We start from the raw sequence: 13556 nt of genomic DNA on the forward strand, positions 1-13556 counted from the left end.
CATGACACCCATAGAGTCCGGCGCCACGGACACCGACGCGGGCACCGCCACGGACACCGCCACGGACACCGACGCGGGCACCGCCACGGACACCGCCACGGACACCGACGCGGGCACCGGCGCAGGCGCCACCACGGACACCGACGCGGGCACCGGCGCAGGCGCCACCACGGAGCCCGGGATCCACTGGGAGCCCGGCAGGCGCTTCGTGCTCCGCGCGGCCGGCCTGCCCATCGAGACCGTGCACGGCCTGCGCTGCCCCGGCACCCGCCGCTGGGCCGACGCCGTGCTGGACGAGGAGGAACGCCTGACGGCCGCCGGAGCGGCCCTCAGCGACCTGCTGCACACCCTGGTCAAGTCGACCACCGGTCCCGACGAGGACGCGGGCGACGCCGCCGTGCGCCGCGGCCTGCTCAATCTGCGGCGGCAGGTCTTCAACAACCGGCTGCCGACCGACCCCGAGGCCGCCGTCCGCCTGGTGACGGAGCTGGACCGGGAGACCGGCCGGCACACCGCCCAGTGGCTGCGGGACCGTGCCCGTCTGGAGGAGCTGCGGGCCACCGGAGCGGACCTGCTCGCCGGCGAACTCGAGGAAAGCCGCAGCGCGTTGCGCGGTGTGCTGGCCGACGACCGGCTGCGCCTCGGCCTGCTGCTCGCCTCGCCCGCCCTCGACGGCCGGCTGGACGCCTACCTGCGCGACACCGGCCCGCGGCCGGGCAACCGCCTGCGCAAGATCGAGCGTTCCGCGCTGACCTACCTGTACCGCACGGCCTGCAAGACCAGCCCCTTCAGCACCTTCACCGGCATCGGCCTCGGCACCTTCGCGGGCGACCCGGCGGACGACGGAGCCGCGCTGCACACCGGCGAGGACTGGGTGAGCCACGTACGGCTCAACGTGGTGGTGCTGGCCCGGCTGACCGAACTGATCATGGCCGGCCCCGGGCGCCGCCAGGACCTGCCGGTGGTCCTCTCCCCGGGCTGGGGACGCGACGCCGACCGCATCCGCTACGTACGTCATGTGATGACCGCGGGCGACGACAGCGCCGCCGTCACCTTCGACGCGGTCCGCGACCGGCTGTTCTTCCTGCGCAGCAGCGGCACCCTGGAACGCCTCCTGGAATGGCTCGGCGGCCATGAGACTCCGGTACGCCACCGGGACCTGGTGGACTGGCTGGAGAGCGAGCACGACGCGGGACGCGACGAGTGCGAACGGTACGCGTCGGCCCTCCTGGACCTCGGCATGGTGCAGGTGCCGGTGCTCCGCGCGGACGTGCACAGCCGCGACCCGCTGCGCTCCTACCAGGACGCCCTGCGCTCCCTCGGGGCGTCGTGGGCCGACCGGCTGGCCGACCTGCTGGACGGCCCGGCCGACTGCCTCGCCCGCTACCCCAAGGCCGACGTCGGTGAACGCCGCACCCTGCTGAGCACCCTGCGCGGTCAACTCCTCGACGCACAGCGGGAACTGGGGGCGTCCGAGCCGGTCCTTCCGCAGACCCTGGTGTACGAGGACGTCAGCACGGGCGACGACCTGGTCTGCGGGCCCGCCGTGCTGAGCGGGGAGACCGGCCGGGCCCTGCGGGCCGTCGAGGGCATTCTGCCGCTCTTCGACCTGACGCTCCCTCAGCGCGTCACCCTGCTCGGCTTCTTCATCGCCCGCTACGGCCGTGGCGGGCGCTGTGACGACCTGCTCGGCCTGGTCCACGACTTCCACGAGGACTTCTTCGACCAGTACGTGTCCTTCACCTCCAAGCGCGCCTCCTTCGACGAGAACGGCGCCTACGTGCCCGAGGAGAACTGGCTCGGGCAGAGCGAGATGAAGGCCCTCGACCGGGCCCGTCGCCACTTCCACGAGGGCATGCGCGCCCTGTGGCGGGACAGTGCGGCGCACGAGGCCGAGGAGATCGAGCTGCCGGCCGGGCTGCTCTCCGAAACCGCCGGTGAACTCGCCCCTCTCACAGGTCACTTCACGCCGCAGAGCCACCACCTCCAGTTGTCCCGGCCGACCGGTGGCCGGCCCCTGGTCGTCCTCAACAAGTCCTACGGCGGACTGGCCTTCCCCTTCAGCCGGTTCACCCACCTCTACGACGGCACCGGACCGGCCGCGGACCCGGCGGCACCCGGCTTCTCCGGCGCCCTGCGCGAGGAGATGGCGGCCCGCCGGCCGGACGGCGCCGTGTTCGCGGAGGTCACCGGCGGGCCGGTCACCAGCAACCTGAACCTGCACGGCCGGCTGACCGACCACCAGATCGTCTGCCCGGGCGAGACCAGCTCCGTGCCCGAGGACGCCCGGATCCACCTCGACGACCTCCACGTCGTCCACGACGAGGCGGCCGGCCGCCTGGTGCTCCGCTCCCGCCGCCTCGACCGTGAGGTCGTACCGGTCTACCTCGGCTATCTCGTACCGATCGCGCTCCCCGAGATCCCGCGCACCCTGCTCCTCCTCTCCCCCAGCACCATGGCCCCCTTCGACGTGTGGGCGGGGGTGCCCGAGGGCGAGGCCGAGAACGGCGTCACCCGCAGGCCCCGGGTCCGGCACGGGAACGTGGTGGTCGGCCGGCGCAGCTGGACCGCGGACGCGGAGGTCCTGCCGGCCCGCCGCCCCGGAGCCGGGGAGGAGGAGTACTACCTGGAATACCGGCGCTGGCAGCGCGCCCACGGCCTGCCCGACCGCTGCTTCGCCACGGTCTCCCACGCCGACCGGGGCCCGATCGGGGCCAAGCCCGTCTACGTCGACTTCGACAGCCCGCTCTCCCTGGCCGCGTTCGACGCCCTGGTGGAGCGGAAGCCGGGCACCCGGGTGGCCTTCCGGGAGATGCTCCCCGCCGAGGACGGGCTCCACCTCACCTCCCGGCGCGGCCGGCACGTGGCCGAACTCGCCGTGGAGACCTTCACCACCCGCCAACTGCCGCAGTCCGACCCGGAGGTCGCACCGTCATGCCCGAACTGACCGAGCCCGCGTCCTTCCGGCCGGCCCCCGAGGGCACCGAACCCCCGCCCTGGCTGGCGCTGCACGTCTTCTACGCCGCCAACCCCCAGCCACTGCTGGTCAACTGCGTCCGTCCGCTGGTCGACCGGCTCACCGAGGACGGTCTGCTGTCCGGCTACTTCTTCATCAACTACTGGCTGGAGGGGCCGCACGTGAGGCTGCGCCTGCGCCCGAGCGGCCCCGACGCCGGAGCCGAGGTGCGCCGCCGCGCCGAGGAGGCGATCAGCGGCTTCCTGAAGACCCGTCCCGCGCTCTACGAGGTCGACTCGGGCTTCCTCAAGGACTTCTACAACGCCCTGTTCGACATCGAGTTCCCGGGTGAGGACCGGGCCAAGTACATGGGTGCGGACGGCCGGATGAACCTCAGGCCGAACAACTCCTTCTCCTGCGAGGTCTACGCCCCCGAGTACGCCAAGTACGGCGGACCGGCCGGCGTGGACCTCGCCGAATGGCACTTCCGGCACTCCAGCGACCTGGTCCTGGAGGCGTACCGGAACATGAACCTGCACCTGCGGACGGTGCTGCTCGGGACCTCCGCCCAGCTGATGATGGTGATGGCGAGCTGCTTCCTCCCCGAGGAGGAGCGGCTCGCGGACTACCTCGACTCCTACTACGCCTTCTGGCACCGGCTGTTCCCCGGTACCAACTTCATCGGATCCACCGAGTACGAGCGCACCTACGAGCGCATGGCGCCCTCCCTCGGCGCCCGGTTCGCACAGCTCAGGCAGGCCGTGGCGAGCGGCGACCTGACCCGGCTGCCGGCGTTCCTGCGCCGCTGGGCCGAGCACTGCCTGGAGCTGCGCGAGAGGGTGGTGGACCTCACCGAGCGCGGCGAACTCGCCTTCCCCGCCTGGGACGGCCCGGCCCGCGAGGACGCCGGCCAGGAGCGCGCCGAGGACCCCGACGCGGCTCCCCTGGTGACCGTCACCCATGTGCCGGCGGTGCTGCCCCGTCTGCTGTCGCCATACATGCACATGACCAACAACCGGCTGCATGTGACGATCCGGGACGAGGCGTACCTGGCCTTCATCCTGGGCCGGGTCCTGCGCGAGCCGGCCGGCGGGCGGCAGGCGGTCTCATGAGCGCCACCGACCGCTCCGCCACCGACCGAACCACCGCCGATCGCTCCCCCGCGGACCGTTCCGCCACCGCCCGCGCCTACCGGCCCGCCCTGCGCCCGGGCGTACTGGTCGGTCCGCCCCTGCTGCGCGGCCCGCGTACCGTCCACCTCGTCAAACACCCGGTCAGCGGCGCCGCGTTCGAGGTCGGTCCCAAGGAGCACTTCGTCATCAGCCGGCTCGACGGCACCCGGAACCTCGACGACGTCGTGTCCGAGTACGCGGCCCGCTTCCGCCGCAGGCTCCCCGAGGAGCAGTGGACCCGGCTGCTCGGCCTGCTCGGCACCCGCGGACTGCTCGCGGGATCCCCGGACCCCGCGCCGCCCGAGCCGCCCCCGGCCCGCACCGGCACCTTCTGGAAGGGCAGCCGGCGGACCGTCGCCGACGCCCACACGACCACCGGACGCCTCCACCGACTGCTGCGCCCGCTGCTCCGCCCATGGGTCCAACTGCCGCTGGTGGCCGCGGTATTGGTTATGATCGTCGCCGTGCTCGCAGATCCGTCGCTGCTCCTCGACGGCACACTGGACCTGCTGACCCGCCCCCTCCTGCTGATCCCGTTCGCGGTCTTCCTCTGGTTCAGCATCTGCCTGCACGAACTCGCCCACGGCATCGCCGCCCGGCACTACGGCGGTGTGGTCACCGAGATCGGGCTGCGCTGGCGGTTCCCGGCCATGATGATGTACTGCACGGTCGACAACTACCTGTTCCTGCCCGGCCTGCGGGCGAAGCTGGTGGTCGCCGCCGCGGGCGCGCACGTCAACCTGGTGCTCCTGCTGCCCTTCGCGCTCTGGTGGGCCCTGCTGGACCCGGCCGACCCGGGCCACCGGCCGCTCACCGGGATGCTCTTCGTCGGCATCGTGCAGGCCCTGAGCAACCTGGTCCCGCTGCCGCCGCTGGACGGGTACCGCATGCTCGGCCACGCCCTGGGCACCGCCAACCTCGCCCCGGAGACCCGGACCTACCTGGCCCTGCGCCGGCGCGGGCGGGACGCCGTCGCCGCCTACCCGCGGCGCGCCCGCCGTCTCTACACCTCCTACGCCGCCACAGCGGTCGCCCTGGTGCTGCTCGCGGCGGCCGGCACCTGCACCGCCGTCGTTCTCCTGCTGCTCCGATGACGTCCCGACCTCGAAAGATCACGCAACTCATGAATGAGGTACCCCTATGAGCTCCACCTCCCCCACCCCAGACCACGGAGCCCAACCGGCCGTCACGGTCAGCGACGTGACCAAGAGTTACGGCGACCGGCGAGCCGTCGACGGCGTCTCCCTGGACGTCCGGCGCGGCGAGTTCTTCGGGCTGCTCGGCCCCAACGGGGCCGGAAAGTCCACCCTGGTGGAGATCATGGAAGGGCTGCGCAAGGCCGACTCCGGCTCGGTCACGGTGTTCGGCGAGTCGCCCTGGCCGCGCAACACCGGCCTGCTGCCGCGCATGGGCGTGCAGACCCAGTCCTCGGCCTTCTTCGTGCGGCAGACCGTCCACGAGCACCTGCGTACCGTCGCGGCGCTGTTCGGCGCGGACCGCGAGGCCGTCGACGCCACCCTCGACGCCGTGGGCCTCGGCGGGCGGCACGACGTCCGGGTCGACGACCTCTCCGGCGGCCAGCGGCAGCGGCTCGCCATCGCCTCCGCGCTGGTCCACGGACCCGAGCTGATCTTCCTCGACGAGCCGACCGCCGCGCTCGACCCGGAGGGCCGCCGCGATCTGTGGGAGGTCCTGCGGGGTCTCAAGGCGGAGGGCCGGACCATCGTGTACACCACACACCACCTGGACGAGGCGGAGGCGCTCTGCGACCGCGTGGGCATCCTGGTGGCCGGCCGGCTCGTCGTCACCGACGCACCGCAGCACCTGATCGGAACCTTCGGCGCCACCAGCCGGCTGCTGGTCCCGCTCGGCCGGATCGACGAGCAGAAGGCCGCCTCTCTTCCCGGCGTGGACGGCGTCACCGTGCAGGGCGGGCACCTCGTCCTGGAGACCCGGGCCACCGGCCGGGTGCTCGCCGCCCTCGACCCCCTCACCGGTCTGGACGGTGTGCAGACCCGCACCCCCAGCCTCGAGGACGTCTACCTCGACATCACCGCCCGGCAGAGCCGGGCCCAGACCCCCCTCACCACGGACAACACGAACAACCAGGAGCAGCAGGCATGAGCGCCTACACCGCGCTGACCGCGGCGGGCTACCGCGCCCAGGTCCGCGACAAGACGACCGTCTTCTTCACCTTCGCCTTCCCGCTGATCTTCCTCGTCGTCTTCGGACTGATCTTCCGCGGCCGGGACGTCGAGCAGAGCGGCTTCTCCTACCTCTCCTACACCGCCGCCGGAGTGCTCTCCTGGGGCGTCGCCAACGCCGCCGTCTTCGGCATCGGGTTCACGCTGATGCAGTGGCGCGCGGACGACATCCTCCGCATGATCCGCATGTCGCCCGCCCCCCTGTCCTCCGTCATCGGGTCCCGCTACGTCCTCGCCCTGGGCGTGGGACTCGTCCAGTCGGTCCTGTTCGTCGGGGTGGCGATGCTTCCCGGGTTCGACCTGGTGCCCGCGTCCCGGTGGCCCCTGCTGATTCCCGTCATGATCCTCGGCATCACCACCTTCCTGCTGCTCGGGGTGATCGTCGGCAGCATCGCCGACACTCCGGAGTCGGTCGCCGGCATCGCCAACTTCCTGATGCTGCCCATGGCCTTCCTGTCCGGGTCGTTCTTCCCGCTGGACGCCATGCCGGACTGGCTGCAGAAGATCTCGCTGATCATGCCGCTGCGCTATCTCAACGACGCGGTGTCGGCCGCCCTGACCGGCCGCGGCGACCTCTCCGACATCGGCGTGGGGTGCGCCGGGCTCGTCGCGTTCGCCGTCGTCTTCGGGGCCGTCGCGGCGCGTGTCTTCCGCTGGACGAAGAGCTCATGAGCACCGCGACCCGGCTGCCCGCGCATCCGATGGAGGAGGCCCGCGACGCCCTCCAGGCGTTCCTGGAGGGCCGCTTCGGCGCCGACGCCCCACGGGTCGTGCCGGTCGGTGCCGTCGGCGCGGGGGGTGGCGACGCCGGAGCCCCGGACCCCTGGGCCGCGGACCGGCCGACGGCGCTGGTCCACGTCAGCGCCTCGGCGATCCTGCTCGGCCCCTGGGGAGGCGACGGCAGCGCACCCGCCTGCGGCCGCTGCCTCGCCGTACGGTGGCAGCGGCTGCGCAGCCGCAGCGAGCGCAACGCCCTGGAGACCGGCGGCCCGGACGGGCCCCGCCCGGCCGGCGCCTGGCCGCTGCTCACCGGTCACGTCCAGGACACCGTGGCCGCGCTGTGCGAGGCCCTGCTGCGCGGGCCCCGCCCGGTGCCCCCCGCCGAACAGCCGGCGGACCGCGCCCTGCCCCAGGTGACCCGGCTGGACCTGGCGAACCTGCTGATCAGGACGTTCCCACTGCTCGCCGACCCGCTCTGCCCCGACTGCGGCCCCCGCGCCCGGCCCCAGGCAGCGAACGACGTCCGGCCGCTCACCCTCGCCCCGCGTCCCAAACCGGACCCCGGCACCTACCGGCTGCGCTCGGCCTTCGCCTACCCGCTCCCCACCGACGCCCTGGCCAACCCGGTCTGCGGCGCCCTGGGGGCCGGCACCTGGACCGACGTCACCTCGTCCACCACCGCTCCGGTGGCCGGCAGCGTGTTCGTCCGGGGGTACGCGGGACTCCACGACGTCACCTGGAGCGGGCAGGAGAACTCCTTCGCCACCAGCCGCCGGCTCGCGTTCCTGGAGGGCCTGGAACGGTACGCGGGCACCCACCGGCGCGGCGGCTCCGCGCCGGTGGTCGGCTCCTACGACGAGCTGAGGGCCGACGCGGTCGACCCCGCGGTGTGCGGTCTGTACAGCGACGAAACCTACCGCGACGACCCCTTCGTCGAGCCGTTCGACCCCGGCCGTCCCATCCCCTGGGAGTGGGGCTGGTCGCTGCGGGACGAGCGCCCCGTGCTGGTGCCGTCGCGGCTGGTCTACTACAGCATCCCGTTGGCCGACGACAACTTCGTCTTCGAGTGCTCCAACGGCTGTGCCATCGGCGGCTGCCTGGAGGAGGCGGTCCTGGGCGGCCTGCTCGAACTCGTCGAGCGCGACTCCTTCCTGAACGGCTGGTACGGCGCGGCCCGGCTGCCCCGCATCGACCTGGGGACGGTCGGCAGTCCCACGGCCGCCGCCATGGCCGAGCGGGCCGCCCTGCAGGGCTACGACGTGCACGTCTTCGACAACCGGATCGACCTGGCGATCCCGGCCGTCACCGTGGTCGGCGTCCGCCGGGACGGGGGCCCGGGCACCCTGTCCTTCGCGGCCGCGGCCTCGCTGGACCCGAGGGCCGCGGTCGAGGGGGCGCTGTCCGAGGTGCTGAGCTACATCCCGCACCTGGCCCGGCAGACCGCCGAGCGCCGCGGCGAACTGGAGGCCATGGCCGACGACTTCTTCCTGGTACGCCATCTGAAGGACCACCCCCAGCTCTACGGGCTGCCCCGCATGGCCGAGTACGCGCGCGGCTGTCTGGAACCGTCCGAGGCCCGCCCCTTCGACGAGGTGTACCGGGACTGGGAGCACCACGGCCGTCCCCGCACCGGCGACCTGCGCGACGACGTCGCCGTGGTCAGGGACGAACTGGTCCGGGCGGGCCATGACGTCGTCGTCGTCGACCAGACCTCGCCCGAGCAGGAGCGGATGGGGCTGCGGACGGTCAGTACGGTGGTGCCGGGACTGCTGCCGATCGACTTCGGCTGGAACCGGCAGCGGGCCCTGCTGATGCCCCGGCTGCGCACCGCGCTGCGCCGCGGCGGACACCGGGACCGCGACCTCACCGACGCGGAGATCCGCCGGGCCCCGCATCCCTTCCCGTGACCCCGTCTCCCCAACCCGGGCCTCCCCGCGCCGCGGTGGAGGCCCGGCCGTTCCCCGGAGTCCGCCGATGAACCCGCCGTCCCACCACGCCCCAGTCCCGGCCCCGGTCGGCCACCACGCCCCAGTCCCGGCACCGGCCCCGGTCGGCCATCACGCCCCAGTCCCGGCACCGGCCCCGGCCCCGGTCGGCCACCACGCCCCGCCCGCGGCCGATCACGGCTCGCCGCCACCGGACGCGGAGAACCTCCTCACCCGCGCCGGGGACGTTCTGCGGCCCGCCCTCTCCCTCTACCTGGACCTGCACGCGCATCCGGAACCGTCCGGACAGGAGGCCCGCACCGCGGACCGCTTCGCCGAGCGACTCGCGGCGGCGGGCTGCGACATCACCCACGGGGTGGGCGGCCACGGCGTCGTCGGCGTGCTCCGCAACGGGGACGGACCCCGCGTCTGGCTGCGGGCGGAGCTCGACGCGCTCCCGATCCGCGAGCGGACCGGGCTGCCCTACGCCAGCCGCACCGACGCCATGCACGCGTGCGGCCACGACCTGCACCTGGCCGCGGCGGCCGGGGCCGCGGACCTGCTCGCCCGCCTGTCCGACCGGTGGCGGGGCACCCTGCTGGTGGTGGGACAGCCGGCCGAGGAGACGCTCGGCGGGGCCGAGGCCATGCTGCGCGACGGACTGTACGAACGGTTCGGCAGACCCGGCGTCGTCCTCGCCCAGCATGCCGCGCCACTGCCCTCCGGCACGGTCGCGCACGCGGCGGAAGGGACACCGATGGCGGCGGCCGCCGCGGTGCTCGACGTGGTGCTGCACGGACAGGGCGGTCACGCCGCCACCCCGCACCTGGCGGTGGATCCGGTCGTCGCCGCGGCCGCCGTCGTCACCCGGCTCCAGAACATCGTCGCCCGCGAGACCGCGCCCGCCGACCAGGTGACGCTGACCGTGGGCACGCTGCGGGCCGGAACGGCCGCCAACGTCATACCGGACAGCGCCGCGCTCGGCATCGGGGTCCGCGCGTCGAGCGAGGCGTCCCTCGACCGGGCGCTGGCCGCGGTGCGCCGCATCGTCCTCGCCGAGGGCGCCGCCGCGGGCGCCCCCCGAGAACCCGAGGTGACCGTCACCTCCCGCTCGGCGGCCCTGCGGTGCGACCCGCACACCACCGACTCGATACGGCGTGCCCACACCCGACTCCTGGGGCCCGGGCGGGTCCTGCCCTGGCCGGGATCGATGGCCACGGAGGACTTCCCGCTGTTCGGGGACGCCGGAGCCGGTGTCCACGGGCAGCACGGGGTCCCGCTGGTCTACTGGATGCTGGGCGTGGTGGGCGCGGACGAATGGCGCCGGGCAACGGCCGACGGCTCCGAAGCCTCACCACCACCGGCTCCGAACCACTCCCCGTACTTCGCCCCTCACATCGGCAGCGCCCTGCGCCCCGCGATCGCCGCGCTGACAAGTGCGGCACTCGACCGGTTCGCCGCCGTGTGAGAGACCGGCGCCCAGGATCCGGATTCCCGCCCGAGGAACCGAGCCAGTCCCGGCACACTCCGGCTCCAGCGCCGCCGACAGAGGACTTCGCGATCTTCCTTTTCCCTTGTTTCCGCTGGTGACACGCTTCGGTAGAGTGTGTGGACGCCGGTTCAGAAAGGTTGCCCGTTGGCGGAGAAGACGGCCCGCGTGTCACGCGCCGAGCAGAAGCGCCGCACACGTGCCGCGTTGATCTACGCCGCGCGCGGCCTGTTCGTGGCGCAGGGTTACACGGCGACGACCGCGGACGCCGTCGCGCGTGCGGCGCACGTCTCACGGGCCACGTTCTACCTGCACTTCCGCTCCAAAGCGGAGATCGTCGTCGAGCTCATGCGCGATATCGAGCCAGAGGTGGTCGCGTCCTACGAACAGCTCTCCCTGACCGATCCCACACCCTCCGCCACCGAGCAGTGGCTGCGGGAGCACGCCGCCCTGTGGCGTCGGCACCGCATGGAGTTCACCGCCATGGAACAGGCGCTGGCGAACGAGGAGGCCGTGGCCGAGGAGTGGTTCGCCCTGTACGGCCGGCTGGCTGACGCGATGGCGGCCGTGACCGGCCGGCTCACCACACAGGGGTTGACGGCGGAGCGGGCCCGGGCGCGGGTCATCGCATTGGTGATGACGATCGAGCGTGCGTTCTACTTCAGCGTCGTGCGTGATCGTCCCGCATTCTTCGAGGCGATCATCCTGGAAATCTCCGACGCCCTCGCGCACGCCCTGCGAGGAAATCCGGCCTACCCGGCCTGAGCTGCGCCGCCCGCGTCCACGCAGCCCCGCAAGGACTGGGGATGAGTGGACTCCTGTCCATTCAATGAATCCGGAGAACCTGCTCCGGCACCAGCCGCCTTGACGCCCGACGCGCCTTCGCCCGAGCGGCGTCCACCCTGCCCGGACCGTGCGATCCGCGATGCGTGCGACACTCGCCATACAGACTTTTGCTAGACACATGTCTCGTGAATGTGGGAGCCTCGTCACACGTTGATCCCCCGATGTTCGTGCCCGGGGAGTCCAGGAGGAACGATGAAGTTCGCCAATCACGTCGCGTTCGTCACCGGAGCGGCATCCGGCATGGGTCTCGCGGTGGCTCGCGCGTTCCACGAGGAAGGTGCCGTCGTCTACGGCGCCGACATCTCCGCCGAAGCCCTGGAGAATGCCTTCAAGGGCTTGGAACGGGCGGTGCCGCTCGCCTTCGACATCGCCGACAGCGGGGCCGTCGGCGAGGCGTTCGCCAGGGTCGAGGCGGACCACGGCCGCCTCGACACCCTCGTCAACGCGGCCGGGGTCAACGCCCCGAACCGCGCCGCTCTGGAAGCGCTCAACGAGGAGAACTACAGGGGCTTCCTCGCGATGAAGCAGGGGCGCCGCCATGACCCGGAGTTCATCGAGCACGTCACGGACGAGGACTTCGACCGCGTCCTGAAGATCAATCTCTACGGCACCTTCTACACGATGCGCGCCGCGACCCCGCTGCTGAAGAAGAACGGCGGCGGCGCCATCGTCAACTTCTCCTCGGCCGCGGCGCTGATGGGTGTGGCCATGCCGCCCTACTACCCGGCCTCGAAGGCCGCCGTCCTCGGACTCACCCGCGAGAGCGCGGTCGAGCTCGCCCCGTTCGGCGTTCGCGTCAACGCCCTCGCCCCGGGCGCCATCGACACCCCGCTCTTCCGGCAGAGCGACGACGAGTTCATCGACTTCCTCGTCGGTCTCCAGCCGATCCGCCGCACCGCCACGCCCGAGGAGATCGCCAAGACGGTCCTGTTCCTCGCCGGCGAGGACGGCTCGTACTACACCGGCCAGACGATCTCGCCCTCGGGCGGGCTCGTGATGCAGTGAAGGGGTGGTGACCATGACCTCAGACACCTCCACCACCGTCCCCGTCGCACGGGACGCCGGTCCGGACGTCGTCTCCCGGGCCGACATCGACCGGACCGCACTCGACCGGCTCGTCGCCGAGATCACGAGCGACATCGCGGCCGGCACCTACGACGGCGCGCACCTGATCCTCGCCCGTGGCGGGGACGTCGTCGTGGACACCACGCTCGGCTGGCACGAGCGTGCCACCGGCCGCGAGTTGCGGCCCGATGCCGTGTTCCGCGTGCTGTCGCTGACCAAGGCGTTCACCAACGCGATGGCGCTGCGGGCGATCGGCGAGGGCAGGCTGGCCCTTTCCACCCGCGTCGTGGACCTGATCCCGGAGTTCCTCGGAACCGACCCGTTCCACATGCTCCGCAAGGACAAGATCAACCTCGTCCACCTGCTCACCCACCGCTCCGGCATGCCGCCGACCCCGAACCCGGGGCTCGGACCGGACCGCTTCGGCGTCCTCGCGGACGTCGTCCAGGCCCTGTCCACGGTGGACGTGCTGTTCGAACCCGGCACCAACCTCAACTACGCGCCGGCGATCAACCACGCGCTCATGGGCGAGATGGTGCGCCGCGCCTACGGTGCCACGTCGTTCCGTGACCTGGCCCGAGAGCTGATCTTCGATCCGCTGGGCATGGACGAGACCTCGTTCGGCCTTCCGGCGGCGCTCAAGGACCGGGCCGTGCCGCTCAAGGCGTACCTGCCCGAGGGCGGGTTCCTGCAGCCGAGCGACATCGAGTGCCTCAACGACCACATCACCGAGGACGCGGAGATGCCGTGGGTGGGCTCCGTCTCCACGGCCCGCGACGTCTTCACGTTCGCCGAGACGATCCGCCGTCGCGGCCTGCACGACGGGCAGTGGGTGCTGGCTCCGTCGATCGTCGACCAGGCCACCACCCTGCAGACCGGCGACATGCCGAACGACCTGTACGCGCAGATGGCGGCCGCCCGCGGCTGGGAGATACCCCGCGGCAACTTCGGCCTCGGCTTCTCGCTCTCCGGCACGGGCACCGCGCCCAGCTTCTTCGGCCCCTTCACCTCGCCGCGCACGCACGGGAACTACGGCGCCGGATCGTCGCTGTTCTGGGTCGACCCCGAGCGCGACCTCACCTTCGTGTTCCTGTCCGCCGGAGTCATGGAGGAGAGCGAGAACGTCGCCCGCTTCCAGAAGCTGTCGACCATGGCCGTGGCCGCGGCCCTGTAAGGAAA

Annotated in this window: 10 protein-coding genes; all 10 read left to right on the plus strand. The window is 72.4% G+C overall.

Annotated elements, in window-relative coordinates; all coding sequences use genetic code 11:
* The first annotated feature begins 1 nt into the window (after position 1).
* The 10 genes from ACX25U_RS07160 to ACX25U_RS07205 all read left to right on the plus strand — a co-directional run bounded on the left by ACX25U_RS07160 (position 2) and on the right by ACX25U_RS07205 (position 13551).
* On the plus strand, positions 2 to 2947 hold the full coding sequence (locus ACX25U_RS07160; RefSeq protein WP_454389711.1) for a lantibiotic dehydratase: 2946 nt from the start codon (positions 2 to 4) through the stop codon (positions 2945 to 2947).
* Complete coding sequence (locus tag ACX25U_RS07165; protein WP_454389713.1) at positions 2935 to 4068, plus strand: lantibiotic dehydratase C-terminal domain-containing protein; 1134 nt, start codon at positions 2935 to 2937, stop codon at positions 4066 to 4068. Before ACX25U_RS07160 ends, ACX25U_RS07165 begins: the two co-directional genes overlap by 13 nt.
* Complete coding sequence (locus ACX25U_RS07170; RefSeq protein ID WP_454389715.1) at positions 4065 to 5222, plus strand: metalloprotease; 1158 nt, start codon at positions 4065 to 4067, stop codon at positions 5220 to 5222. Before ACX25U_RS07165 ends, ACX25U_RS07170 begins: the two co-directional genes overlap by 4 nt.
* Before the next feature lie 46 nt (positions 5223 to 5268).
* Positions 5269 to 6252, plus strand: a complete 984-nt coding sequence (locus ACX25U_RS07175; RefSeq protein ID WP_454389716.1) for an ATP-binding cassette domain-containing protein — start codon at positions 5269 to 5271, stop codon at positions 6250 to 6252.
* A complete protein-coding gene (locus tag ACX25U_RS07180; protein WP_454389718.1) occupies positions 6249 to 7004 on the plus strand; it encodes an ABC transporter permease in 756 nt (251 codons plus the stop codon). The genes ACX25U_RS07175 and ACX25U_RS07180 overlap by 4 nt, the downstream gene beginning before the upstream one ends.
* Positions 7001 to 8959 (plus strand): TOMM precursor leader peptide-binding protein, encoded by a 1959-nt coding sequence (locus tag ACX25U_RS07185; protein WP_454389720.1) that lies wholly within the window; start codon positions 7001 to 7003, stop codon positions 8957 to 8959. Before ACX25U_RS07180 ends, ACX25U_RS07185 begins: the two co-directional genes overlap by 4 nt.
* Positions 8960 to 9026: 67 nt before the next feature.
* Positions 9027 to 10445 carry an amidohydrolase gene (locus ACX25U_RS07190; RefSeq protein ID WP_454389722.1) on the plus strand — a complete coding sequence of 473 codons (1419 nt, stop codon included), beginning with the start codon at positions 9027 to 9029 and terminating at the stop codon, positions 10443 to 10445.
* 168 nt (positions 10446 to 10613) lie between these two features.
* Positions 10614 to 11231: a TetR/AcrR family transcriptional regulator gene (locus ACX25U_RS07195; RefSeq protein ID WP_454389724.1), complete on the plus strand. Its 618-nt coding sequence runs from the start codon at positions 10614 to 10616 to the stop codon at positions 11229 to 11231.
* 273 nt (positions 11232 to 11504) lie between these two features.
* On the plus strand, positions 11505 to 12317 hold the full coding sequence (locus ACX25U_RS07200; RefSeq protein ID WP_454389726.1) for an SDR family NAD(P)-dependent oxidoreductase: 813 nt from the start codon (positions 11505 to 11507) through the stop codon (positions 12315 to 12317).
* A gap of 13 nt (positions 12318 to 12330) precedes the next feature.
* The gene (locus tag ACX25U_RS07205; protein ID WP_454389727.1) at positions 12331 to 13551 is read left to right on the plus strand and encodes a serine hydrolase domain-containing protein; all 1221 of its coding nucleotides are present in this window, start codon (positions 12331 to 12333) and stop codon (positions 13549 to 13551) included.
* The last annotated feature ends 5 nt before the right edge of the window (positions 13552 to 13556 follow it).

It is taken from the genome of Streptomyces sp. JNUCC 63 (genome assembly GCF_054366325.1).